Raw genomic sequence first — 24,015 nt, forward strand, 5'->3', positions numbered from 1 at the left:
TCACTTTTCTACTTTGAATTTTGCCGCTTTCTAACGCGGCCTTTCTGAAACAACAAACCCATAAGAAATGTGATCCTGAATAGGAATCCACGCACCTATTCCTTGGGAAGTGATGTTTTTCACAACAATCATCTTTTTATTACCTTTCAGCATTAAATATACTTCGCCGTAAGTTACCTTCCCTTTTTCATTGATTGCTGGCGCATAAGCATATAAATAACCTAATCGATTAATAGCAACATGATATTTATGATCTTTTTTTGTACCAGCACCAATAATCGTTTCAAATGCTAACGGAAGACCGGTTTTTTCAGTTGCTTTTAGCAGCATCATATTTTTCACATCAGCCGAATGAGGAATTTTGGCTGTTAAGCCCCCTCTTACTACCTTTTGCATTTCTTGTACATAATGAATTTGGTAAATAGCATTGCCGCCGCGGTTATCAAAATAATTCGTATTTACCTTTTGGTATTCCCAATTCGGTGAAGTCTCTGCTGATTCATAATTTAGCGGCCATTGCCCTAAATAAACAATCGCTCTGTATCCTACTGCAAAAGGAGTGCTATTGACGGTTGTTTCATTCAACATCCGGATTAAATCTGGATTTTCAATCTTAATTTTAGAAGAATCAATCAGTTCTTGTGTCAATTCACTCGGCTGCAATGTAGGCATGTCCTGAGCAGGATTCGGATAAGTATTTTCTTTTGTTATATTTAACACGGAACTCGGAATGGGTATACCTACCTGTTCCCTTTCTTCCTTCTGCTTCACTTCCTTCTTATCAGCCTTCTCTGCAAAAGCAACAGGCTGAACAAGCATGCTTCCCATAAGGGCAATGATTATCGTCAAGAGTAATTTCTTCATTACACTTGCTCCTTTCATTTCATTCGTTTTCGTTAGTTTTTTCGTAGTTCCATCATATTATCCTCATTGTCTTATAAAAATGTAATACTTTTGTAAAAATCTGAATATTTACAATTTTATAATTTTGTTTTATAATAGTCATAATCAAACAAAAAGGAGGGCAGCTAAATAATCATTCGCTAAAAAAATGAACCATAAGAAACTTAAAAGGTTGGTGATTCATGAGTAAGAGCGAGTCAAAGGCAGTCCTCAGGAAAAAAAATAGTTCTTAAAATACTTAAAAGGAAACGACTCCAATGCCACCTGGAGTCGTTTTTGATCGTTATAAAAGATAAAAACCAATCCCGATAATGAAATAAGCTGCGAGCAAAATCCCGCCCTCAAACCAATTCGATTCACCATCATTAGATATCACAACCATTAATAACACAGCGGACACCATTGTCACTAACTCTGGGATTGTAAAAACCAATGGCATTGAAACCGGAAATAGTAAAGAGATTAATACGAGAAGAGGTGCAACAAACATTGCAACCTGCAATGTGGAACCAATAGCAATTTCTACCGCCACATCCATTTTGTTTTTAACAGCCATGATGATAGCGGATGCATGTTCCGCAGCATTGCCGACAATCGCAACGATGATGACTCCGATAAACAATTCTGACCAGCCAAATGCCTCTCCCACTTCTTCAAAAGTATGAACGAGATTTTCTGACACATAAGCAACTGCTAAAGTTGCCAAGCCTAACACTGTAATAGCCTTCCATTTCCCCCATTCCGGGACTTCCTCCTCGTCGCTTTCAACACTTTCTTTTTGCGATTGATAAACTCCTCGATGTGTCACAAGCTTGAAAAATAATGCAGCTAAATACAATATGATAAGAATAATTCCTATACCAATACTAAAAACCATGGTCTTTTCTTCCGTCAAAGACATGGAGAAAATCTCGGGTATGACAAAGGCAACAATGACAGCAAAAATAAGCAAGCCTGAATTATGACGGGCGTCAAAAATATTAAATGATTGCCGCTTAAACTTTAAGCCACCCAAAAAGAATGACAAGCCCGCAACGAGCAGCAGATTTCCTAATACTGATCCAGTGAGAGAAGCTAAAACGACCGAAATTAACCCCTCTTTCAATGCAAAAATAGCAATGATCAGTTCAACCGCATTACCGAATGTGGCATTAAGAAGGCCGCCGATTCTTGGCCCTGCAACAATGCTTAAGCTTTCTGTTGCCCTCCCCATATAGCTTGCTAACGCAATGATTGTCACACAATATATGATAAAAAGTATCGTGCTTCGCCAATGAAAAATTGTGCCTATAATGGATAGTGGAAGACCCACTGCTACAAGCCCAAAGAAAGCCTTATTCAACCTCACCACTCCTCATTTATACTCTTCCATATCATCATGAGTTTGTTGACACTTATTATTCCAGCTATTAATAATAAAAATTTCCCTTGCCAAACCACAAAGGCTAGAGGTAACATTTTCTATGAATCACATTTATTTAATACATCCTGAGGTAAAGAAAATGAATAAAGAAAACTTAAGATTTTGGATACTTGTCAGCATCGTGGCTATATCAGGCTTCAGCCAAGGGATGCTGCTTCCGCTTATTGCCATTATTTTTGAAAATGATGGCATCTCTTCAAGTCTAAATGGTTTAAATGCAACCGGCTTATATATTGGCATCTTGCTTGTTTCTCCTTTTATGGAGTATCCACTGCGGAAATATGGGTATAAGCCGATCATTATTCTTGGCGGACTATTAGTCGTTGTATCTCTGTTGTTATTTCCACTCTGGAAAACATTTTGGTTCTGGTTTCTATTGCGATTGCTTATAGGGATCGGTGACCATGCCTTGCATTTTGCAACGCAAACATGGATAACATCCTTTTCCCCGCTCAGTAAGCGAGGTAGAAATATATCGTTGTATGGGTTGTTTTTTGGCCTTGGTTTTGCAGCTGGTCCTTTAATGGCACCGCTTGTAAAAATAAATGAGGCGCTGCCTTTTATCATCTCTTCACTATTATGTTTAATCGCCTGGCTGTTTTTATTCACCTTAAAAAATGATTATCCTGAACAAACGGTTGCCGTCAATTCTTTGAAAGAAACGTTCAAACGGTTTAAAGAAGCTTCAAAATATGCCTGGGTCGCTTTTATACCTCCGTTAGGTTACGGTTTTTTGGAAGCATCCCTAAATGGCAGCTTTCCTATATATGGCATGCGCATCGGCTTGAATGTTTCGAGTGTTTCATTGTTGTTGACGTCCTTCGCTGTAGGCGCCATCGTATTTCAGCTGCCTCTTGGAATACTAAGTGATAAATTCGGCAGACGGAAAATCCTGATGATTATTTTATTCATTGGCTTCACTTTATTTGGTGCAGCAAGTTTCCTTGAGGAATCAGTTATACTTTTAGCCGTCACATTGTTTATCGCAGGTATGGCTGTTGGATCAACGTTTTCCCTCGGAATTAGCTATATGACCGATCTTGTTCCAAAAAACCTGCTTCCTACCGGCAATTTACTTTGCGGTGTTGCTTTTAGTGTAGGAAGCTTAATCGGGCCTTATGCAGGTGGTTTGTTTATTCAGTTTTTTGAATCACTCAGCTTTTTCACGTTCATTAGCTTGATGATGCTACTCATTTTCCTTGTCATTACTCTATTTGGAAAACAGAAGGAAATCATGCGTGCTTGAAAAATCTATCGAAAAAAATAATTATCCTTTTCAAGTGAAGCTTCATATTGTAAAATATAAGAAATAAATAATTTTCCTATGAGATTTTTGCTGTCACCTTAATGGTGGCAGCTTTCGTCGTTTAATGGGGGTATTGATGTTGATTATTCTTCTCAATGAGAATGGAGGAAAGATAAATGGAAACCGAAATAAAACCTATGTTGAAGCAAAACAAGCAATCATCCAATGATATTCTCGAATCAATAAAGCCGCATGCAGAATTGATTGCAGCTCTATTTTGCGGGGTCTTGATTTTGACAGGCTGGCTGCTTGATCGCAATGATTTAAGTACTTTATCTGTTATTACGTATATGCTCGCCTTTATTATCGGAGGTTATGCGAAAGCTAAAGAAGGCATGGAAGAAACATTCGCTAATAAAGAATTGAATGTGGAAATGTTAATGATATTTGCCGCGATTGGTTCTGCTATCATCGGATATTGGACAGAAGGTGCAATCTTAATTTTTATATTCGCATTAAGCGGAGCGCTAGAAACTTATACGATGAATAAAAGCAATAAAGAAATTTCTGCTCTTATGGACTTACAGCCAGAAGAAGCATTGTTAATCAATCATGGCATGGAAGAAAAAATCCATGTATCTAAATTGTCGATTGGAGATTTAATATTAGTTAAGCCTGGAGAAAGGGTCCCATCGGATGGGAAAATCATTCGCGGCCAGTCAACTCTAGATGAAGCTGCGATTACAGGCGAATCCATCCCGATTTCAAAAGGAACAAACGATGAAGTTTTTGCAGGCACGGTCAATTTAAATGGCGCGCTTACGGTTGAGATTACAAAACACAATCATGAAACTCTTTTTCAAAAGATTATCCAATTGGTTCAGACAGCACAAAGCGAGAAATCGCCAAGCCAGCTGTTCATTGAAAAATTCGAAGGAAAGTATGTAAAAATTGTGCTTATCACTGTAGCAATTATGATGGTCCTTCCCCACTTTCTGTTAGGATGGAGCTGGAATGAAACATTCTATAGAGCAATGATACTACTTGTGGTCGCTTCTCCGTGTGCATTAGTCGCTTCCATTATGCCAGCAACCTTATCAGCGATTTCAAATGGAGCGAGAAAAGGGATTCTTTTCAAAGGCGGCGTTCATCTTGAAAATTTAAGCCACTTAAAAGCAATTGCCTTTGATAAGACTGGGACATTAACAAAAGGAAAGCCGGAAGTAACAGATTTCATTACTAAGCCAGGCATGGACGCTGATGAAATATTACTAAAGACCGCTTCTATCGAAAATCAATCGGCACACCCGCTCGCTACTGCATTAGTTAATTACACAAAAAAGCGATTAAATCAAACTCTGCTGCAGCCTGAAGAACTTCGGGATGTATCTGGCTGGGGTGTTGAAGCTGTTCTTGGCAGCGAAAATTGGAAGATAGGCAAAACAGCCTTTTTCGATCAATCAGAAATTGCTGCATTTGCTAATGGTTTAGAAATTCAGCTTGCAAATGAAGGGAAAACGATTGTTTTTATTCAAAGAAATAAGGAGATCGTTGGCATGGTCGCTTTTAAAGATATTGTTCGAAGCGAAACAAAAGCCGCCATTAAACAGCTCCAAGATCAAGGAATTTATACGATTATGCTTACAGGTGACAGCCAAGCGACGGCTTCTGCAATAGCCGCTGAAAGTAAAGTTGACCAATACATCGCTGAATGTCTGCCGGAGGAAAAAGTCAATCATGTTAAATCTTTAAGAGATAATTATGACAATGTGGCAATGGTAGGTGATGGAATTAATGACGCACCAGCCTTAGCAACTGCAAATGTTGGAATCGCTATGGGAGAAGGAACTGATGTTGCACTTGAAACTGCTGATGTCGTCCTTATGAAAAATGATTTGCCAAAAATCGCTGAAGCGATTGAGCTATCACGCAGAATGAACAAAATCATTAAACAAAATGTTATTTTTTCGATTACAGTGATTATGTTCCTGATTGCATCAAACTTTTTGCAGGTGCTAGATCTCCCATATGGAGTGATTGGACATGAAGGTTCAACAATCTTAGTTATATTAAATAGTTTAAGGTTGCTGAAGAGCTAACGACGGGACATTTTCTTCTAAAAAAAAGCGGTAGAAGTCACATCACCATGACTTCTACCGCTTTTAATTTTAATGATAACCGTTTTGTCCGTTTGCTGATCCTGAAGTTTTCTGTTTAGGCTTATTCTTGCCTTTTTGCTTTGTTCCGCCATCTTTTTTTGTCATGATAATTCCCCCTGCAATCATATTGTGTTGCAATAATAGTGTATGTCGTTTATGAATGCATTAATAAGGTAAGTTCTGCTAAGCGGCCTGTCCCGTTCTCCTTTTGCTCATCATTGCGTTAATCTCTCCGCCTATCATAATAATAATTGCGGACATATAAAACCAAATCATTAAAATGATAATTGCGCCAATGCTTCCATAAGTTGCTGAGTAGTTGCCAAAGTTGCTGACATAATAAGAAAAAGCATACGATGCAGCAATCCATCCGACAGTAGCAAAAATAGACCCAGGCAGGACGCTTACCTTAGTTAGCTTCTTATTTGGTGCAAACCAGTACAAGCCAGAAAATATTATAAAAATAATCATTGGACTAGCTAGCCAACGAAGCATATTCCAAAGTGTAAGAAACTCGTCTGACAATCCTAAAACATTAGAAAAGAAAAGGCCAATCTGCTTGCCAAAAACGGGCAGCAGTAAAGCGACAACAAAGACAAAAATCATGGAAATGGTCAATAAAATGGCTACGCCTCTAGCGATTAGAAAAGAACGGCTTTCAGGCACATCATAGGCGCGATTGAACGCTCTTACAATCGCATTTATACCATTTGAAGCAGACCATAAGGTGGCAATAATACCAAAGGATAATAAAGTTCCGTTTCTTCTAGACAACTCACTAATACTATTCTCTATTAAATTCATCGACTCTTCAGGTGCAAAATCGCGGACAATACTAAAAATATCCTCCTGTGTAAACGGTAAATAAGGCAGGACAGCAATTAATACGATTAAAAGCGGGAAAAGTGAAAGTAGAAAGAAATAAGCCAGCTGAGCTGCAATTCCAAATACATCATCTCTTTGAACTCTTTCCCAGAGTTCTTTTCCAACTGCAACAGCTTTTTCCATTGTCCACCCCCATTAAGACTATTTTTCAGGTATGATATCTTCGTTATACTCTGTTCTTTCTTCAATTCTTGAATCTTTTTGATAAAATGCTTCCTTTGTATTCATTGCTGCATCTTTTAATTCTTCAACTGTATTTGTAATAAAAGCCACATCCTCACCTACTTGTTCAGCGGCAATTTTTATTCTTGTTGAAACACCCTTCACCTGCTCGATTGCTTCGTCAGGATGGTTTATGTAATATTTCACACTGCCAGTAGTTTGCTTGCATTTTTCTATTGCTGTCTCCCTTGTACTGCGATCTAGCATACTTAATGCTCCACCAGCAAGTGCACCAAATAATACACCTTTCCAAAATAATGATTTCCCCATGCTCAAAACTCCTTTTTATCATTCTTATTTTGATAGTTTGAAAAAACGCTTCTTCTTCATTTTCTGCTATTTTTGCCTGTTCATGCAAGCAATATCAACATTCAGATGATAAATGTTCGAATTTCCTGTTGACATTTATATGCTTACATGGAAAGATGAAAATACTTATGATGCTTGGGGAGGAAACACTACATGAATTTATCACAAAAATCGAACGAAAATGTGGAGTATATGGTCGAAAAAATCAAAGAGAAATTAAAGGTACTGAACTTTGGCGCAATTAAACCTACGCATTTTGATGAAGAAATGTATGAAGAACTTAGAGACATCTACGATTTAGTAATGAAAAAGAACTCTTTTAGCCCCAACGAAATGCAAGCAATTGCAGAAGAGTTAGGAAATCTGAGAAAGAATAAATAAGGATAGCAAACGCAGCCAGATAATGGCTGCATTGCTTTTTTAATCCTGGTTTGTAAGAATAATCGGACCTTCTCTTGTTAAAGCGATTGTATGTTCATACTGTGCAGACAATGAGCTGTCAGCCGTTCTTGCAGTCCAGCCGTTTTCATCCATCTTCATATGGTATTGCCCCATATTGACCATCGGCTCAATTGTAAAGACCATCCCTTCTTTTAACCTTGCCCCTTTACCTGGCAAACCAAAATGTGGAATATCCGGCTTCTCGTGAATCACAGCACCTATACCATGGCCAATAAAATCACGCACGACAGAAAACCCTTCACTCTCAACATACGTTTGAATCGCATGACCAATATCACCAATCCGATTCCCTGCCTTCACCTGCTCAATTCCTTTATAAAGAGCCTCTTTCGTCACACTTAATAGCTGCTTAATGTCGTCAGGCACTTCCCCAACTGCGTATGTCCATGCAGAATCTGCTAGTGCACCGTTGTATTTAACTACCATATCAATCGTGACAATATCACCTTGAGACAACGGTTCCTTTCTTGGGAATCCGTGGCAGATTTCATCATTTACACTTGCGCAAGTAGCATATTTATATCCGCGATACCCTTTTTGCTCTGGTGTTGCACCATGTTTTTTTAAAAAGCCGTCAACAAACTCTTCAATTTCCCAAGTTGTTACACCGGGTTTCATTCTTTTAGCAATTTCCTTATGACAAGCTGCAAGAATTTTTCCAGCTTCCGCCATTTTTTCAATTTCCCTTGATGATTTTAATACAATCATATATAGACCTTCCTTCAACAATATATACTATAGATTATTATATACTTCTATTTTATATTATCGTTGGAAGGAAGGTTTTTCAAAAAAGTTATTTTCATTCGCAAAAATTTAAAATCACACTTCAAATTATGATGATAGTAATTTTAATGACTCTCTTATGAAGGCAGGTAAGTCATCTGGGGTCCTGCTCGTTACGAGTTGATTTTGGCATACGACCACTTCTTCATCATGCAAATTAGCACCTGCATATTCCATATCAACGTGAATGGACTTGTACCCCGTCGCATCGCGTCCCTCTAGTGTTTTAGCGGTGATAAGTAGCTGCGGTCCATGACAAATGGCGAATACTGGCTTTTTAGCTTCCATCATTTCTTTCGTAAATAGAACAAAGCGTTCATCTGCGCGAAGAATATCAGGCGAGAATCCTCCCGGAATAAATAAAGCATCGTAGTCAGCAGCTTTCACTTCGTCTATGCCTTTATCTATTTGCACTTTATCATTTCCTTGTTTCCCTTGAACAGATTTTCCAGATTCTTTTTCAATCGCTACCACTTCATGTCCTGCTTCCTTAAATTTATTAGCAGGATCCGTGTATTCAGAGTCCTCAAACATATTTGTAATTAAGCATGCAACTTTTTTACCCAATGGTAGTCACTCCTCTTTCGATAATTAATATTTCTATAGTAGAAGATTTCCCTAAAAAAAAATCTTAAAACCTTTAATAAGTTTTTTCCGATTAATAGAACTTCATGTAAAATCGATATATAATAAAAATAGTTAATATAGTATCGTCATTCCAGCGGCAAAAAAATTTATTACAATTAAGATACTAAGAGATTACATTTATTCTACAGCAGATGATAATAAGCCTTTTTTTGATATGATATTGTTACCAACAATGATAGGTAGGGTGAAAAAAATGATCGGTAATCGAGTAAAAAAACTTAGACAAGAGAAGAAGATGTCTCTATCAGAACTTGCTGAACAGGCTGGCGTCGCTAAGTCTTATTTAAGTTCTTTAGAGAGAAACCTGCAAACAAACCCTTCCATACAATTCCTAGAAAAAATTGCTGGTGTGTTAAACGTTCCAGTCGATCATCTAATTCATGAACAAATTAATAAAGATGATTTGGATGCTGAGTGGATCAATATTGTAAAAGAAGCAATGGAATCGGGTGTATCAAAACAGGAGTTTAAGGAATTTTTAGACTTCAATAAATGGAAAGTAAAGAATAACAAGTAAAAAAAACCCTTACATCCATTTCAAATGGGCATAAGGGTTTTTTCTTATATAAATTTCGTCTCCTTTGTATTTGTTATAAGGAAACGTCTAATATCCTCTTTGTCCAAACCTATTTCTTTCGCTTCCAAAATGAGCTTTAACCATTCTTCATCTAGGTTTTCAGTTGCCAACAAAGAATCTTCCAACAATCATCCCTCCAAGTATATTGATCCCTGTCCGAGGCAATCTGCCATCATGGTTGCTCAATTAATCTCTCATCTAGCTGATCACCTAATCATAGTCCATTTCTACCACTTCTAAAGAATTATCATTTATTTTCAGACAATTTAGATATAATCTTATTTTACACTTATCTCTCTAGAAATACTGCTGTTTTTTCATCATTTTTATGCAAAAAATGACAAATTTTTCAAGTCTGAATACTTCGGAAAGACCCAAATTTTTCTTAGTGAAAGCTGAGCTTATGCTAATCTGATTTTGTATTTTTAAAATATTCTTTATTAAGAACGTATTTTTAAGTATAGTCCATACGAATTATTTTTTAAAATAGGAAATTAATTGATTTTCTCATTATTTATAACTATTTACTACAATTATCTACTGTTTTCGAATATTATCTCAATATTTCATAAAATCATTAATATTCATTCGTTCGTTATAATGAATTAAATAATAAACCAGAGGGAGAACTAGTGAATGATTGGAGGAAAGTTAAAAACTTTAAGGACTAAGCGTGGATTTTCAATCAATGAATTAGCACGTAAAGCGAAAGTATCAAAATCATATATTAGCTACATGGAAAGAGGCTTACAAAAAACCCCTCGCTTGACATCATTACTAAATTAGCAAATTCTCTTGAAACACCTGTTGAAGATTTTCTTGTTCAAAAAGAGTGGATATTGGATGAAGATTGGCAGCTTCTAATTAAACAAGCGGTATTAAACGGCATAACGAAAGAAGAGTTCACACAATTTTTAATTGGAAGGAAACATAGTAAATAAGTCGCCAAATAAAATTGACGACTTGTTTAGATAAGACATTATTTTTGTAGGTCTACAGCAATCTTTGCACCTACTACTGCATTATGCTTCACTAAAGCGATATTAGCTGTTAAGCTTTTTCCTTCAGTTAATTCTTTCACCTTACCTAGTAAAAATGGCGTAACCTCTTTACCGCTTATAGCATTTTCCTTTGCTTCAGCCAAAGCCTTTTCTATAATATTGGTGATGTCAGCTTCTTCCATTGCATCAGTTTCAGGTATTGGGTTAGCAATGACTATACCACCCTCTAGCCCAAGATCCCATTTCGCCCTAATTAGTCGGGCAGCTTCTTCAGTTTCATCTACACGATAATTCACTGCATAAGGACTTGTCCTAGTATAGAAGGCTGGAAGTTTATCTGTTTCGAAACCAACCACAGGTACCCCATGAGTTTCTAGATATTCTAGTGTCAAACCAATATCTAATATGGATTTAGCTCCTGCGCAAACTACAGCGACATTTGTTTGTGCCAGCTCCTGTAAATCAGCAGAGATATCCATCGTTGTTTCTGCTCCGCGATGAACGCCGCCGATTCCTCCAGTAACAAAAACTTCAATGCCGGCAAGCTGCGCACAAATCATTGTAGCTGCCACTGTTGTTGCACCGTGCTTTTTAGTTGCCACAAGATAAGGGATATCTCTGCGGCTTGCCTTCGCGATATCAGTACTTGTTGCTAAAAATTCTAATTCTTCATCAGATAAACCAATTTTAATTTTTCCATCTATAATAGCAATCGTTGCAGGGACAGCTCCATTTTGGCGAATGATTTCTTCCACTTCTTTTGCCATTTTAACATTTTGCGGATATGGCATTCCGTGTGAAATAATGGTAGATTCTAACGCTACAATCGGTTTATATGCTTTCTTTGCCTCTAATACTTCATTTGAATATTCCAGCCAGTTTTCTGTCATGATTATCTCGTCTCCTTATGAAAAATTCTCTTGGAAGGTTTCTTGTAAACGTCTATGATTTAATTTTGGATTAACAGTATCGTACGATTGCAATGTCAAATTTGAACAGGAAATGCCGATTTTGCATGCATCTTCAACACTCATACCTTTTAAATGTGCATAAATAATTCCTGCAACAAGAGAATCTCCGGCACCTGTCACATCTGCCACCTTTACTTTTGGAGGAAGAATGACTCCAGCCTCCCCCTTTTTAGTAAAGAAGATTAAGCCTTTGTCTCCTCTTGTTATGACAACCTTTTCTACTCCTTTTTCCATAATTAACTCTGCTGATTTAAAGAAGTCGCCTTCTGTTTCAATTTCAATTCCGGACAAAACCTCAGCTTCATCTCTGTTCGCAATTAACCATGTAACTCCTTTTAATTGCTGTGGAAGTTTTTTTACCTTTGGCGAAGAGACAGGGGTGATACACAATGGTATATCATCTTCCTCACATCTTATAATGATTTGCTCTAATACATCAGCAGGAAAATTAGTATCTAAAATGACCATTTCAGATGAGGCGAAATGTCCCCATTTCTTTTCAATTAGTTCTTGATAGATATTGTCATAAATAGACATATCCGCAAGTGCAATCGCCATTTCACCTTCATTATCAAGAACAGCTGTATAAGTGCCAGTTGTGTAGTCAGCCATTATTTGTGAAGGAGAAATGTCGACAAAACACTCCGTTTGTTTCATTAACCACGATCCTTCATGATCCTCGCCAACCGCAGTTAATAATGAAACATCAGTGCCTAGTCTGCCTAAGTTCTCAGCGATGTTCCTGGCAACTCCGCCACATGATTGCGAGCTTTGTGCAGGATTCGATGTGCCCGTTTGCAGTTTTTCGATACTCTGAATCTTTCTATCAATATTGGAGCCGCCGACACATAGAATATCTTTCTTCTTTGGCAATACGTAAGCTCTGCCATGAATTTTCCCTTGCTTTGTTAATGAAGAAATATATCCAGCTACTGCTGATCGCGATAGTCCAGTTTTATTTGCCAATTCAACTTGTGAAATAAAAGGATTCTCTTGGATAAGTGCTAAAATATTCATTTCTTTTTCATTCATGAATGCTTGTCCTCCTTTCATCAGCAAACTTTTGTCTATATTATAAACTTTTGTCTAAAAAGAAAGCAAGTGTTTTTCGAAAAAATCAACTAATTCGCCTCCCGAAACTTTTTCTAGACTTTATTATTCATTAGGTATATAGTTACCTAGGTAACTATTTTCATTAATCGGAGAGAATGCGATGAATAAGCAAAGCGAACTGTTTCACTCAATAAATCAAGTATCACGTCATTATTCAAAAATATTAAATGAAAATCTTGTTCCGCTTGGTATATATTCGGCCCAATGGAGCATTATTTTCCTTTTAAAAAGAGACGGTGCACTATCTCAAAAGGAAATTTCGAATTACTTAGGTGTCGAAGCACCTACGATGACGAGAACATTAATTCGCATGGAAAAATCAGGCTGGATTATCAGATTACCTGGAAAGGATAAGCGGGAAAAAAAGATAGAGCTTACAGAAGCAGCATTAAATGAGTACCCCGTATGGCTAAAGGTCGTACGCAAGACGGAAGATGAGGTGCTTCATCAAGTATTAGATGAAGAAATAGATGACCTCCTTAAGCTCACTCAAAAATTAAAAAACAATCTCGGTTAAGTTAGATATTAAGATATCCGCCTTGCCGAAAAGTTAGGAGGACATCGGTTTGAAAAAAGAGCCTTTATGGACAAAAGATTTTTTAGGAGTATCATTTATTAGCTTTTTTCTTTTTGTCGTTTTTTATATTTTGTTAACGACACTACCCATTTATGTATTAGAAGATTTAAATAGCAGTGAATCGTCAGTAGGCTTAGTTACAGGGGTATTTCTTATCGCAGCCGTATTATGCCGGCCATTTACCGGAAAGTGGATTGATGTTATAGGAAGAAAGAAAATCTTACTTTTTGCAGTTGCAATCTTTTTCATTTCAAGCTTATTGTATCAATTGGCAAGTTCTGTCACGTTTTTAGTGATATTACGCTTTCTTCATGGTATCGGCTTTGGTATGGCGACAACGGCAACTGGAGCAATTGTAGCCGACATCATTCCTGATAGAAGAAAAGGTGAAGGCCTTGGTTATTACGCCTTATTTATGAATCTGGCAATGGTTATTGGCCCTTTCACAGGATTAACGATTGTTCAATTTACTAATTTTTCCTGGTTGTTCAATCTTTGTCTAATAATGGCCATCATTGCATTTATCCTTTCTTTTATTGTCCATATTCCTGAGGCATCGCCTGCTAATAATGAAAGCAAAAATGAGCCAAGCGGCTTTTCAATCTCAAGTTTCTTCGAGAAAAATGCCGTTCCCATTGCAATTGTCGGCGGTATACTCGCACTTGCTTATTCCGGTGTTCTTTCATTCATATCCATTTATGCGAATGAGTTGGGATTAATTGAAGCGGCAAGCTTTTTCTTTGTTGTTTATGCTGCCTTTATCATTGCTTCCAGACCATTTACAGGAAGATGGTTTGATATGTATGGTGAAAACCGAATTGTCTACCCGGCAATCATCTTATTTGCGATTGGAATGCTCATGCTTAGTTTTGCTACCAATACATTCTTTTTCCTGCTGGCCGGAGGATTAATCGGCTTAGGTTACGGAAATCTATCGCCTGCGTTGCAAACAATTGCCATTCAGAACTCAGATTCTTCTAAAAGCGGCTTGGCAACATCAACCTTTTTCACCTTCTTTGATTCCGGCATTGGCATAGGTTCCTATGCATTAGGGGTCATCGCAGTGTATACTAGCTTCTCCAACCTCTATTTAATATTGGCTGGCGTCGTGCTTCTCGCTTTTGTTGCCTACCACTTCCTGCATGGAAAAAATGTATTAAATGTACAAAAACAAGCGAAACAACAATTAACAAAAAACATCACCTAAAAGGCATAATCACTGGATTCCTGTTATTGACCGTAAAAATAGAAACATGATTAAGTTCTTTAAAGTGCTCGTTTATATAGGCCTATACAATGAACCATTGAGAAATGCCAGTACTTTCTATAATTTCTTTATCATAGTATCCTTCGCTCTTATACATTTATATTGCAAAGGATACTTTTTCTTTGTCTACCTTTGATCTTCCAAGTTTTTTTCCACAATTTTCACTTGCAGCCAATCCCTCCTAACTCTCAGCTAATCTGATAGAATTTTTGATTGGTATGTCAACACTTATTGTATTTTTTAAATATTAAGATAATATTTACCAGAAACACTCGATATCGAAAAGAAATTAACATCGCTTTCTCTCTTCTATATCCAAAGAAACCTCCATTATTTCAAACATGTAGCCTTCTATATAGCTATCACTACCCTATTCTTCTAAATAATCTCCGTGAAAATTGTTATTACTCAAAAATTCATCGACACTAGGTTGAAGAAGATTATTGTCTTTATTTTAAATAATCTGTATTTGATTCGAATTTATCAATAAAATAATCTTTTACGTTATCCTCCTTCTAGTTTTTTTTCAAACCAACCTTCCTCAATTATTATTTTTGCGGCATATTGTGTAGTTTCCGTCCCGTTCTACAAAATAAAAAAGTCAGCATTATTTTTGCTGACATCAGATTTAATGTTATTGGTAATACAATATAATAATAAAAAATTTTTAGATGCTACTTATAGCAAGTAGAAATGCACCATTAAGAGTAAAAAATTTATGCCCACTTTAGTAACCATTTTATCTAACACATCCTATCCTTAATAGAATATTGTTGTCTTCATCGTTACAATTTAAAGTTAACATACTTATATTTAGCTAATGTTAATAGATTATAAATACTTTATTAATTCAATAATCGTGCCTTTGTTGAAGATCATAATCTGTTGAATAATGGCCAATTTTTGAATAGCTCCTAAATGTAAAGTCGTTTGATGCTCTTTTAAAATATTTAAGAGCGCTTCTTGAAATTCTTTAATATCGAATGAGATAACAAATTCATTTAATTCTCCAGCCATATATTCTACATATTGCATGATAAGTCTTCGTATGTTCTTTTCATCACCTACTAATTTAAATGGACTATGAGATAAATTAACTCCCGATTTTTTTATCACACCTTCAATTTTTTCTAACTGACGATATATAGTAGGCCTGCTTACATGAATTTGCTGGGTAATATCATTCATTGTTACCCCATTGTTAGTAATAATCATTCTCAAGGTTTGAAAATAAGGATTCTCTCTCTTAAAATATAACCATAATTCTTCTAGTGTACCGTTTTGTGGCTTTACTAATCTCACCCCATGAGTTTCGCTCTTCTCAATTTTCCATTGCGAAGGCAAACTTGAATCCATTAATACTAAATCCCTCCATAGCGTACTCTTTGAGAAACCTGTCTTGTTTGATAGTTCATTTAAACTGCACCAACTGTCTTCATAAAATAGATGATATATCAACTTTGAATATCGATCGTTAAACCTATTCATAAATTACTCCCTTTTTCTTGCAAATAATATTGGGTCTATTATTATTGAAAAGATAATATAAAATTTAAAACAAGTGATAGGTAAAAAGTCGCTCTTATGATGTAGGAAGATTCAAAAAAAAAAATGACTTACTAACTATTTGTTAATAAATCATACCATATCTTAATTTATCTAAAATCTCAGAAATGATCAGCCAGATTTTATATTTGAAATACACATTTTCATATGTAGACGATGAATTTGAAAATACGTCACATGTTTACATCATTTGCAGTTGATCAAAAGTACTGCTAATAGAATAGATATATGTTGCTTATATAACTTCTAAGTTACCCTTAAAAATTTATTCTGCTACATTGGTTCACTATACTAATTCAACATTTAAGACACCGAAAAGTGTTCAGAAATGGTGAGGTTAATTTTGAGTGGTCAAGTTGTCGCAAAAAAAGAAATTAATAAGAGCGATGAAGCTAAAATTGTATTACAAAAAAAGGGCATAAAGATGAAAAAAATTAAATTAAGTGTATTGGGGTTAGCAGTTATAGCTGTTTTGTCTTTTGGATTAAATGGAGTTAGTCCAAATGAACATTCTTCCTCAGAAATACAACATACGGAAATAAAAAGTCTTAGTCATGGATGGGGCATTTAGAAAAAGGGCTGAGACAGAAGTATTTCAGCCAAAGAAACAACCGATTTATTACGAAATTCAGTTTAGAGTTTCGTAATAAATCGGTTTATTTAAATTATTCAGATTTAAGAATCGTTCATTTAGTTATGACCAACCTTGTATTTTAAGCATAAGAGGTTTGCTACCTCTGTGCTTTTTTTATCGTTTTATATACTAAAAGCAACGCTGTCGATTAGTCACTCACCCTACAATACTTTTTAAGTAACTGGTTTTTAGAGAATCTAACCATAGCTCTTTGTTTATCTGGGATTCAGTAGTATCACCCTAGCAGAAATAGGTGATATTTATAATTTCAAGACACCTTGTCAGTTATTGGCTTTTACGAGGACGGAGCATCCATTTATGAGGCTGGTGAGGGTAAATGGAAGGGAAAGATGGTCACTTCTTTTTTGCATTGGGCAATGTATCACGCCGCACGATTGATAACCGTATATTCACCAATATTCAAGAAATATAAAAAATGAAACAATCGGAAGAAAAACATTATAACGTGGTGATTAGTAATATAGGGAAGGAACTGATGAGAGTCCTCTTTCATTGACTTCGAAAAGAAGAATCTTATAATGAAGCCTAATAACAGCCCCATTTTTTTAAAATGAGGCCATTATCAGGCTTCTTTGTTATGCTTACATTTCTACTTGATAATTGAATTACAATTGTTTATAAATTGCTTGACTTTCTATAGTTAGCCTCTTTCTATTGGCTATTCTTCCACCCTAGGCAAAATTAAAATTTCTACACGCCTGTTAAGCTCTCTTCCTTCCGCAGTGTTATTGTCAGCTGTGGGCTGGAATTCTCCAAAACCTTTTGCACTGAACCAAGCTGGATTTAAAGATTCGTTCTCCAGCAGTACTTTCATGAAATTCACAGCCCTCATCACACTTAGCTCCCAGTTTGATGAAAATGAGGAGTTTCTTATAGGCACATTGTCAGTATGGCCGCTAATAATGATATTCCTTGGAGGATTTATTACTAATAAATCGGAAATTTCCCGAGCAATGTGCAAATCAGCTTTTCGCACATCTGCACTACCGGAGGCAAAAAGCACATTGTCCCGGATTGTTACTAATAAACCTTCGGATGTTAATTCTGATTCTAATTTATCATTTAAACTTTTATCATTAATATATCGATTTACTTTGTTCTGAAGTTCTTTCAATTCCTCTTGATCCTTCGCTTCATCGAAAAATTCATTAGGTATTGACTGCTTTTCAACTGGTTCCCTTTGACCTTCCGGCATGGTGCTCGGAAAATCCATCACAGCACTTCCCCCAGAAAACACTTCATTAAATGCTCGGGAAAGCTGTTGAAACTTTTGAGCATCCACAGAGCTCATCGCAAACAAAACAATAAATAAAGCGACGAGCAGCGTAAGTAAATCGGCATATGGAAGCAGCCATGATTCATCAACATGTTCTTCATGATCGTTACGTTTCCGCCTTTTACTCATCCATTGTCACGCTGCTTTCATTTAAAAAGACTGTTCTTTGTATACCTGGTAAATAAGATGATAGCTTTTGCTCAATGACTCTTGGAGATTCACCTTCAAGAATTGAAAGAATTCCCTCAATCATGATTCTTTTTTGCTTTGCTTCAATTTTTGATTTGCGCTTTAATTTATTCGCAAAAGGATGCCACAATATATATCCGGTAAATATCCCGAGCATTGTAGCCACGAATGCAGCGCTTATGGCTTCTCCTAATACATCCATATCACTCATATTTCCAAGGGCTGCTATTAACCCAATAACTGCTCCTAACACACCTAGACTAGGTGCATAAGTACCTGCCTGCGTAAAAATTTGAGCACCGGACAAGTGTCTTTCCTCCATTGCATCTATCTCTTCATTCAGAACATCTCTTATGTAATCAGCACTCTGTCCATCAACCGCTAATAGTAATCCATTTTTTAAAAAAGGATCCTCTACTTCTGATATGCGCGCTTCTAAAGAAAGCAGTCCTTCTTTCCTTGCAAGCTGTGCCCAATCAGAAAATTGGCGAATGAGCTCTTCAGAATCCATTATGTTTTTCTCTTTAAAAAGAATGCCTACAATTTTCGGAACACGTTTGATTTCACTTGTTGGAAAAGCTGTAATAACTGAAGCTGCCGTCCCAATAATAATTATAAGAACAGCGGCAGGGTTTAGTAAAACATCAAACCCAACACCTTTCAAAATCATCCCTAATACAACTGCAATGATTCCTAATCCAACACCTATCCACGTTGTTTTATCCATCGAGTATCACACCTATCTAAAAAATATGACTTTAAACCTAAAAAATACCATAATTCGGAACAAAAATTGGTAAAACAACCTTATCTCTTCTTATTTCGACAAACTCTTTTATAAGTTAAATTATTTTTAAAGGTCTTTTTACCTATTTTATTTCACAAAAAAATAGACAGCTACCTGTCTATCCAATTACAATAATTTATTATTTATTTTTTCCTCATAATTTTTAAAGACGGATGAATTAGTATTGATTTTTCTCTTCGATAACAAGCGGTTATACTTCAGGATTTTTTCATTCAGTTCTTGATTTAATTGCTTTTTTGCTTCTTCAGTTTCACATGCTTTAATTAGATCTTTAATTGTGATCATTTCTAATTTTATTTCACTTTCTTCTGAAGTGTAGCCAGCATTTTTCATTATTCGATAAGCCATTCTTACATTCTCAGGCACAGATGCCAATTCATCTTTAGGGAGAGGTTTACCTGCTCCTGGCAAATGATCAAACTGCTTTTCTCTCTGTGCTTGCTTAATTCTTTCCTCAGCTAGAATGGAGAATAAATCCATTGCCCACCCTCCTTCGACTTTACAGCTATTATATTCCTTTCATACATAGCAGACAAATGAATGGAAAAACTACAGTTGTACCTTTAGAAAGGAGAGATGATATGTCTCGCGGAGAACATTTTAATCATAAGAATAAGCAGCACCCAGGTGAGTACCCGAAAGATAACGGCATTAAGCCGAAAGCAACAGAAGCACAGGAAGATGAAGAATTTCTAGTCGTTCAAGAGGCGTTTAAAAACCGCGTCGGAGAAGATGAAGACAGATGAACACAAGTGATGAGCAGCTTGAAAGCCTATTATGGCATTTAGCTGCTCGTTTTTCAATTTGATCCCACTCGATTCACCTGAAAACGGGTTTCCTTTCGCTTTTGCCTTCACTTCATTGGATACATTGCTTGCTTTGGAGCAAGATTTAGGTACTTCTTATAATGAGTGCTAATCTCAACTAAAAGACGAATTCAGCCATTCAGCACAAGCTTCAATATCTTTAGAAAATACTCTATCCTTCGTAATGGATGGAACAATCTTTCTTCCTTCATTGTATAGCTTCTTTGTTTCTGTTGCCATTTTACCAGTCCCTTTAATTTCCACTGCCTGCATCGCACAAATCAATTCAATGGCCAATACCTTATTTACATTTTGAGTAATTTGGTATGCATGGCGAGCCCCGATCGTTCCCATGCTGACATGATCCTCTTGATTTGCTGAAGACGGTATAGAATCAACACTCGCTGGATGGGCTAATGTTTTATTTTCTGATACGAGCGAAGCAGCGCAATATTGCATGATCATCGCACCTGATTGCAGACCTGGATCAGGGCTAAGGAAGGCTGGCAAATTATTTAACTGCGGGTTTACAAGCCGCTCAATTCTTCTTTCCGAAATATTAGCGAGTTCAGCTATGGCAATTTTCATAAAATCCATCGCAAAGGCAATAGGCTGACCATGAAAATTGCCTCCGGATATGACCTTTTCCCCATCATCAAAAATAAGCGGATTATCTGTTGCAGCATTCATTTCAATTTCCAGCTTTTCCTTTACATATTGTAAAGTTTGCCATGTCGCACCATGAACTTGAGGAATACAGCGCAGAGAATAGGCATCCTGCATTCTCACTTCACCTTGTTTAGTCGTTAGCTGGCTATCTGCTAAATAGCCTCTCATTCTTTCAGCTGTTGCTACTTGTTCAGGATACCCTCTTGCCACATGAATAGACTCATCAAATGCATCGATAATGCCATTGAGTCCTTCCATTGTCATCGCGGCTATTTTCTCGCTTTTGTATGCAAGATTCTCAGCTTCAAGATAGGCAATAACGCCTTGAGCAGTCATCGCTTGTGTACCGTTAATGAGTGCTAGTCCTTCCTTCGCTTGCAGTATCAGCGGCTGAATACCCAATTGAGACAATATTTCTCCAGCATGGTGAACTTCCCCTTTATAAAAAACCTCTCCCTCACCAACAAGTGCAAGAGCGAGATGAGACAGCGGGGCCAAATCTCCGCTTGCTCCTAGAGAGCCCTGCTGTGGTATAACCGGGTGAATTTGTTTATTAAGAAATAGAATCAGCATATCAACCACTTCAGAGCGAACGCCAGAATACCCTTTGATCAACGCATTTGCTCTCAATAGCAGCATCGCACGCGAAACGTCCTCTGAAAAAGGTTCACCTACACCACAAGCATGCGAACGGATCAAATTGATTTGCAGGTCCGTTACATTACACGCATCTATATAGACATCACTAAACTTTCCAAATCCAGTTGTAATGCCATAAATGGTTCTTCCTTCTTCTACTATTTTTTCCACTGCCTGATGACTCTTGATTACATCCTCTCTGCTTTGCAATGCAATAAATACTTCCTCTTGTTTAAATACGACTCTTCCTACATCTTGAACAGTTAAGTTTTTTCCTGATAATTCAATCATTCCATTACCTCCTTATCACATTAGCACAATAAAGAAAAGGCCAAGTATCAAATAATCAGTTGATACTTGGCCTTTTACAATTTTTATATGAAAATAGATGGATGTTTACCATTATTATCATTCCTTAAATAAATCTTATTTTTCATTCATTGTAAATCTCATAATTATCCCCTGTCAATTAATTAATACCATATTTTAACAAGTTAGATTAGCACTTAAGTAGTGTAGTAAAGGATTCTATCCTCTTTTACTTTCATCAGGCAGTTCATACAAATTACTCCTACTTTCCGTTATAATTATATAGTAAGTAATCATTCTCCCTTAGTGGCGAGGGAAAAATTGTTTTTTATTAGAAAGGAGCCATTATGAAATCACTAGTATTAGCAGAGAAGCCTAGTGTTGCACGTGAAATTGCCCGTGTTTTAGGCTGCAGTAAAACAAATAAAAGTTATATTGAAGGCAATCAATATATTGTTACTTGGGCATTGGGACATTTAGTCGAGCTGAAAATGCCTGAGCACTATGACAATAAATATAAACAATGGAACTTGGAAGATTTACCGATTATTCCTGATCAAATGGGATTAAAGGTGATGAAGCAAACAAGTCACCAATTTAAAGCAATTGAACATTTGTCAAAACGGAATGATGTGAAGGAAATTATCATTGCAACGGATGCTGGACGTGAAGGTGAACTTGTTGCACGCTGGATATTAGAGAAAATCCGCTGGAAAAAACCGATTCAGCGCTTATGGATTTCTTCAGTAACAGACCGCGCTATTCGCGACGGCTTCAAACAATTAAAGCCTGGAAAGCAGTTCAATGATTTATATCAATCAGCTGTATGCCGAGCTGAGGCAGATTGGCTCATTGGCTTAAATGTTACCCGGGCATTAACAACAAAATATCAAGAGCCATTATCCGCTGGGCGCGTACAAACGCCTACCCTTTCGCTAGTCATGGAAAGAGAAAAGGTCATTCAAAAATTTGTTCCTAAAGAATATTGGACAATTAAAGCAGCTATAGGTCCCCTACAGGCTGAGTGGGAGCAAAATGGAGAAAAGAAAATCTTCTCTAAAGAAACAGCGGAACAGATTGTCCACAAAACAAAAGGGCAAGCAGCTGCCATTGTTTCAGTAAACCGCAAAGAAAAAATGGAAACACAGCCTTTGCCTTATGATCTAACAGAGCTGCAAAGAGATGCCAATAAGCGCTTTGGATTTTCTGCGAAAAAAACTTCAAATGTTTTGCAGAAGTTATATGAACAACATAAGCTTGTCACCTATCCGCGTACCGATTCACGCTATTTAACAAAGGATATGGAAGGAACGATGGCTGAACGTCTGCATGGAATAGCATCTGCCTATAAAGATGAGGTGAAGCCTGCGCTGATGAACAAAGGAAAAGTTCTTGCTAAACGTGTCTTTAATAATGAGAAAGTGACAGACCACCATGCAATTATTCCAACAGAAGAGAGAGTTCATTTAAGTGATTTATCTGCGGATGAACGGAAGCTGTACGACATTATCGTCAAGCGATTCCTTTCACTTTTCTACGAGCCATATAAGTACGAAACAATTCATGCAGTGATTAATGTGAATAAGGAAACTTTTATTGCCAGAGAAACAGCGGTTATTGATATGGGCTTTAAAAAGATTACCGGAAATACTGAAGAAAAAAGCAAAAATCAGCTAGCCTCCCTTCAACATGGGAAAAACTTTACGGTGCAATCGGTAGAGGCTGAAAATAAATTAACTGAAGCACCTTCCCGTTATACAGAAGCTGATATTTTACAGCAAATGGAGAAATTTGACCTTGGCACACCTGCAACAAGAGCAGAAATCATTGAAAGATTGCTTGCAACAGAAGTATTGGAAAGACAAAACGGACGTTTGCACTCCACACAAAAAGGCAAGCAGCTTATGGATTTAGTGAATGATGATTTAAAATCTCCAGAGCTGACAGCTAAATGGGAAAAAGAACTGGAACAAATCGCACGCGGAAAAGCGGATGCTAAAGTCTTCTTAAAAAATATTAGGCAGCAGACGAAGCAGCTCGTATCTGAAGTTAAACGGAGCGATAAATCCTATAAGGCCCATAATCTAACAGGCTCTAAATGCCCGGAATGCGGTTCATTCTTAAAAGAAAGAAACACGAAAGATGGGAAGGTCCTTGTTTGCTCCAGTATGGAGTGTAATTTCAGAAAAAGAAAAGATCCAAAGCTGTCGAATCGCCGCTGCCCGCAATGCCATAAAAAGATGGAAATGCATAACGGAAAGGCAGGGGTATACTTCCAATGCCGCCCTTGTAATGTCGTGGAAAAGGCGACTGATAAAAAGAAGAAAGTCAATAAACGAGAAGAAAGAAAGCTTGTTCAAAAGTACACTCAAAAAGATGATTCTTTCGGTACAAGCCTTGGCGACTTATTGAAACAAGCACTGGAAAAGAAAGATTAATTCATTTAACAAAAAACTATAAAAGTAGGCGAATCAACTTAGGTCAGATTGATTCGCCTTTTTGGTTTATCTAATCTAAAATTGCCAACTATGTCACATCGTGATATAGTC

25 protein-coding genes are annotated in these 24,015 nt (G+C 36.8%); 11 read left to right on the forward strand and 14 right to left on the reverse strand.

Annotated features, from left to right (window positions below):
- Positions 1–30 precede the first annotated feature (30 nt).
- Both CWS20_RS05890 and cax read right to left on the reverse strand, forming a co-directional pair.
- The gene (locus CWS20_RS05890) at positions 31–864 is read right to left on the reverse strand and encodes a YfkD famly protein (protein ID WP_066195281.1); all 834 of its coding nucleotides are present in this window, start codon (positions 862–864) and stop codon (positions 31–33) included.
- 322 nt (positions 865–1,186) lie between these two features.
- A complete protein-coding gene (gene cax, locus CWS20_RS05895; RefSeq protein WP_066195279.1) occupies positions 1,187–2,245 on the reverse strand; it encodes a calcium/proton exchanger in 1,059 nt (352 codons plus the stop codon).
- A gap of 160 nt (positions 2,246–2,405) precedes the next feature.
- Here cax and CWS20_RS05900 point away from each other — a divergent pair, with 160 nt between their 5' ends.
- Positions 2,406–3,572 (forward strand): MFS transporter, encoded by a 1,167-nt coding sequence (locus tag CWS20_RS05900; RefSeq protein WP_066201433.1) that lies wholly within the window; start codon positions 2,406–2,408, stop codon positions 3,570–3,572.
- 176 nt (positions 3,573–3,748) lie between these two features.
- A complete protein-coding gene (locus CWS20_RS05905; protein WP_066195276.1) occupies positions 3,749–5,671 on the forward strand; it encodes a heavy metal translocating P-type ATPase in 1,923 nt (640 codons plus the stop codon).
- A gap of 243 nt (positions 5,672–5,914) precedes the next feature.
- Here the strand turns inward: CWS20_RS05905 and CWS20_RS05910 are convergent, their stop codons facing one another.
- Positions 5,915–6,739 (reverse strand): YihY/virulence factor BrkB family protein, encoded by an 825-nt coding sequence (locus CWS20_RS05910; RefSeq protein ID WP_066195274.1) that lies wholly within the window; start codon positions 6,737–6,739, stop codon positions 5,915–5,917.
- Positions 6,740–6,757: 18 nt separating this feature from the next.
- The gene (locus CWS20_RS05915; RefSeq protein WP_066195271.1) at positions 6,758–7,108 is read right to left on the reverse strand and encodes a hypothetical protein; all 351 of its coding nucleotides are present in this window, start codon (positions 7,106–7,108) and stop codon (positions 6,758–6,760) included.
- A 192-nt stretch (positions 7,109–7,300) separates the two neighbouring features.
- Here CWS20_RS05915 and CWS20_RS05920 point away from each other — a divergent pair, with 192 nt between their 5' ends.
- On the forward strand, positions 7,301–7,528 hold the full coding sequence (locus CWS20_RS05920) for a DUF1128 domain-containing protein (RefSeq protein WP_066195269.1): 228 nt from the start codon (positions 7,301–7,303) through the stop codon (positions 7,526–7,528).
- Positions 7,529–7,567: 39 nt separating this feature from the next.
- Here CWS20_RS05920 and map read toward each other — a convergent pair whose 3' ends face one another.
- Positions 7,568–8,317 (reverse strand): type I methionyl aminopeptidase, encoded by a 750-nt coding sequence (gene map, locus CWS20_RS05925; RefSeq protein WP_066195267.1) that lies wholly within the window; start codon positions 8,315–8,317, stop codon positions 7,568–7,570.
- A gap of 126 nt (positions 8,318–8,443) precedes the next feature.
- Positions 8,444–8,962: a type 1 glutamine amidotransferase domain-containing protein gene (locus CWS20_RS05930; protein WP_066195263.1), complete on the reverse strand. Its 519-nt coding sequence runs from the start codon at positions 8,960–8,962 to the stop codon at positions 8,444–8,446.
- A 274-nt stretch (positions 8,963–9,236) separates the two neighbouring features.
- On the opposite strand from CWS20_RS05930, the gene CWS20_RS05935 reads away from it, so the two are divergent.
- On the forward strand, positions 9,237–9,560 hold the full coding sequence (locus CWS20_RS05935) for a helix-turn-helix domain-containing protein (RefSeq protein ID WP_066195260.1): 324 nt from the start codon (positions 9,237–9,239) through the stop codon (positions 9,558–9,560).
- A gap of 44 nt (positions 9,561–9,604) precedes the next feature.
- On the opposite strand, the gene CWS20_RS05940 is transcribed toward CWS20_RS05935, so the two are convergent.
- Positions 9,605–9,745 carry an anti-repressor SinI family protein gene (locus CWS20_RS05940; protein ID WP_241198814.1) on the reverse strand — a complete coding sequence of 47 codons (141 nt, stop codon included), beginning with the start codon at positions 9,743–9,745 and terminating at the stop codon, positions 9,605–9,607.
- Positions 9,746–10,256: 511 nt separating this feature from the next.
- Between CWS20_RS05940 and CWS20_RS28570 the strand changes: the two genes are divergently transcribed.
- Together CWS20_RS28570 and CWS20_RS28575 are read left to right on the forward strand one after the other, a co-directional pair.
- The gene (locus tag CWS20_RS28570; RefSeq protein WP_241198813.1) at positions 10,257–10,406 is read left to right on the forward strand and encodes a helix-turn-helix domain-containing protein; all 150 of its coding nucleotides are present in this window, start codon (positions 10,257–10,259) and stop codon (positions 10,404–10,406) included.
- A gap of 53 nt (positions 10,407–10,459) precedes the next feature.
- Positions 10,460–10,561: an anti-repressor SinI family protein gene (locus tag CWS20_RS28575; protein WP_241198812.1), complete on the forward strand. Its 102-nt coding sequence runs from the start codon at positions 10,460–10,462 to the stop codon at positions 10,559–10,561.
- 38 nt (positions 10,562–10,599) lie between these two features.
- Here CWS20_RS28575 and CWS20_RS05950 read toward each other — a convergent pair whose 3' ends face one another.
- Together CWS20_RS05950 and CWS20_RS05955 are read right to left on the reverse strand one after the other, a co-directional pair.
- The gene (locus CWS20_RS05950; RefSeq protein WP_066195257.1) at positions 10,600–11,511 is read right to left on the reverse strand and encodes a pseudouridine-5'-phosphate glycosidase; all 912 of its coding nucleotides are present in this window, start codon (positions 11,509–11,511) and stop codon (positions 10,600–10,602) included.
- Between the two features lie 15 nt (positions 11,512–11,526).
- Positions 11,527–12,624, reverse strand: coding sequence for a carbohydrate kinase (locus CWS20_RS05955; RefSeq protein WP_066195254.1), 1,098 nt, complete (start codon positions 12,622–12,624; stop codon positions 11,527–11,529).
- A 181-nt stretch (positions 12,625–12,805) separates the two neighbouring features.
- Between CWS20_RS05955 and CWS20_RS05960 the strand changes: the two genes are divergently transcribed.
- Together CWS20_RS05960 and CWS20_RS05965 are read left to right on the forward strand one after the other, a co-directional pair.
- Positions 12,806–13,222 carry a MarR family winged helix-turn-helix transcriptional regulator gene (locus tag CWS20_RS05960; protein ID WP_066195252.1) on the forward strand — a complete coding sequence of 139 codons (417 nt, stop codon included), beginning with the start codon at positions 12,806–12,808 and terminating at the stop codon, positions 13,220–13,222.
- 49 nt (positions 13,223–13,271) lie between these two features.
- Positions 13,272–14,489, forward strand: a complete 1,218-nt coding sequence (locus CWS20_RS05965) for an MFS transporter (RefSeq protein WP_066195249.1) — start codon at positions 13,272–13,274, stop codon at positions 14,487–14,489.
- An 891-nt stretch (positions 14,490–15,380) separates the two neighbouring features.
- Here CWS20_RS05965 and CWS20_RS05970 read toward each other — a convergent pair.
- Positions 15,381–15,905: a helix-turn-helix domain-containing protein gene (locus tag CWS20_RS05970; protein WP_066195246.1), complete on the reverse strand. Its 525-nt coding sequence runs from the start codon at positions 15,903–15,905 to the stop codon at positions 15,381–15,383.
- 553 nt (positions 15,906–16,458) lie between these two features.
- Here CWS20_RS05970 and CWS20_RS05975 point away from each other — a divergent pair.
- Complete coding sequence (locus CWS20_RS05975) at positions 16,459–16,686, forward strand: Phr family secreted Rap phosphatase inhibitor (protein WP_066195244.1); 228 nt, start codon at positions 16,459–16,461, stop codon at positions 16,684–16,686.
- 742 nt (positions 16,687–17,428) lie between these two features.
- Here the strand turns inward: CWS20_RS05975 and motB are convergent.
- The 3 genes from motB to CWS20_RS05990 all read right to left on the reverse strand — a co-directional run bounded on the left by motB (position 17,429) and on the right by CWS20_RS05990 (position 19,523).
- A complete protein-coding gene (motB, locus tag CWS20_RS05980) occupies positions 17,429–18,175 on the reverse strand; it encodes a flagellar motor protein MotB (protein ID WP_066195241.1) in 747 nt (248 codons plus the stop codon).
- Positions 18,168–18,962 carry a flagellar motor stator protein MotA gene (motA, locus tag CWS20_RS05985; RefSeq protein ID WP_066195238.1) on the reverse strand — a complete coding sequence of 265 codons (795 nt, stop codon included), beginning with the start codon at positions 18,960–18,962 and terminating at the stop codon, positions 18,168–18,170. The genes motB and motA overlap by 8 nt, the downstream gene beginning before the upstream one ends.
- A gap of 186 nt (positions 18,963–19,148) precedes the next feature.
- Positions 19,149–19,523, reverse strand: coding sequence for a DnaJ family domain-containing protein (locus tag CWS20_RS05990; RefSeq protein ID WP_066195236.1), 375 nt, complete (start codon positions 19,521–19,523; stop codon positions 19,149–19,151).
- A 101-nt stretch (positions 19,524–19,624) separates the two neighbouring features.
- Here CWS20_RS05990 and CWS20_RS28370 point away from each other — a divergent pair, with 101 nt between their 5' ends.
- Entirely contained in the window at positions 19,625–19,789 is a 165-nt protein-coding gene (locus CWS20_RS28370) for a hypothetical protein (RefSeq protein WP_162840973.1), read from the forward strand.
- A 174-nt stretch (positions 19,790–19,963) separates the two neighbouring features.
- On the opposite strand, the gene hutH is transcribed toward CWS20_RS28370, so the two are convergent.
- On the reverse strand, positions 19,964–21,448 hold the full coding sequence (gene hutH, locus CWS20_RS05995; protein ID WP_066195234.1) for a histidine ammonia-lyase: 1,485 nt from the start codon (positions 21,446–21,448) through the stop codon (positions 19,964–19,966).
- Positions 21,449–21,813: 365 nt separating this feature from the next.
- Here hutH and CWS20_RS06000 point away from each other — a divergent pair, with 365 nt between their 5' ends.
- A complete protein-coding gene (locus tag CWS20_RS06000; protein ID WP_066195232.1) occupies positions 21,814–23,904 on the forward strand; it encodes a DNA topoisomerase III in 2,091 nt (696 codons plus the stop codon).
- Positions 23,905–24,015 lie beyond the last annotated feature (111 nt).

This window comes from Cytobacillus horneckiae (assembly GCF_002835735.1).
GTDB classification, from domain to species: Bacteria; Bacillota; Bacilli; order Bacillales; family Cytobacillaceae; genus Cytobacillus; species Cytobacillus horneckiae.

Bases quoted from the DNA above. Each gene is read 5' to 3' on its own strand.
- CWS20_RS05890 (WP_066195281.1), bottom strand. From the start codon at position 864: ATGAAGAAATTACTCTTGACGATAATCATTGCCCTTATGGGAAGCATG.
- CWS20_RS05900 (WP_066201433.1), top strand. From the start codon at position 2,406: ATGAATAAAGAAAACTTAAGATTTTGGATACTTGTCAGCATCGTGGCT.
- CWS20_RS05905 (WP_066195276.1), top strand. From the start codon at position 3,749: ATGGAAACCGAAATAAAACCTATGTTGAAGCAAAACAAGCAATCATCC.
- CWS20_RS05910 (WP_066195274.1), bottom strand. From the start codon at position 6,739: ATGGAAAAAGCTGTTGCAGTTGGAAAAGAACTCTGGGAAAGAGTTCAA.
- CWS20_RS05915 (WP_066195271.1), bottom strand. From the start codon at position 7,108: ATGGGGAAATCATTATTTTGGAAAGGTGTATTATTTGGTGCACTTGCT.
- CWS20_RS05920 (WP_066195269.1), top strand. From the start codon at position 7,301: ATGAATTTATCACAAAAATCGAACGAAAATGTGGAGTATATGGTCGAA.
- map (WP_066195267.1), bottom strand. From the start codon at position 8,317: ATGATTGTATTAAAATCATCAAGGGAAATTGAAAAAATGGCGGAAGCT.
- CWS20_RS05935 (WP_066195260.1), top strand. From the start codon at position 9,237: ATGATCGGTAATCGAGTAAAAAAACTTAGACAAGAGAAGAAGATGTCT.
- CWS20_RS28570 (WP_241198813.1), top strand. From the start codon at position 10,257: ATGATTGGAGGAAAGTTAAAAACTTTAAGGACTAAGCGTGGATTTTCA.
- CWS20_RS05950 (WP_066195257.1), bottom strand. From the start codon at position 11,511: ATGACAGAAAACTGGCTGGAATATTCAAATGAAGTATTAGAGGCAAAG.
- CWS20_RS05955 (WP_066195254.1), bottom strand. From the start codon at position 12,624: ATGAATGAAAAAGAAATGAATATTTTAGCACTTATCCAAGAGAATCCT.
- CWS20_RS05960 (WP_066195252.1), top strand. From the start codon at position 12,806: ATGAATAAGCAAAGCGAACTGTTTCACTCAATAAATCAAGTATCACGT.
- CWS20_RS05970 (WP_066195246.1), bottom strand. From the start codon at position 15,905: ATGGATTCAAGTTTGCCTTCGCAATGGAAAATTGAGAAGAGCGAAACT.
- motB (WP_066195241.1), bottom strand. From the start codon at position 18,175: ATGAGTAAAAGGCGGAAACGTAACGATCATGAAGAACATGTTGATGAA.
- motA (WP_066195238.1), bottom strand. From the start codon at position 18,962: ATGGATAAAACAACGTGGATAGGTGTTGGATTAGGAATCATTGCAGTT.
- CWS20_RS05990 (WP_066195236.1), bottom strand. From the start codon at position 19,523: ATGGATTTATTCTCCATTCTAGCTGAGGAAAGAATTAAGCAAGCACAG.
- CWS20_RS28370 (WP_162840973.1), top strand. From the start codon at position 19,625: ATGTCTCGCGGAGAACATTTTAATCATAAGAATAAGCAGCACCCAGGT.
- hutH (WP_066195234.1), bottom strand. From the start codon at position 21,448: ATGATTGAATTATCAGGAAAAAACTTAACTGTTCAAGATGTAGGAAGA.
- CWS20_RS06000 (WP_066195232.1), top strand. From the start codon at position 21,814: ATGAAATCACTAGTATTAGCAGAGAAGCCTAGTGTTGCACGTGAAATT.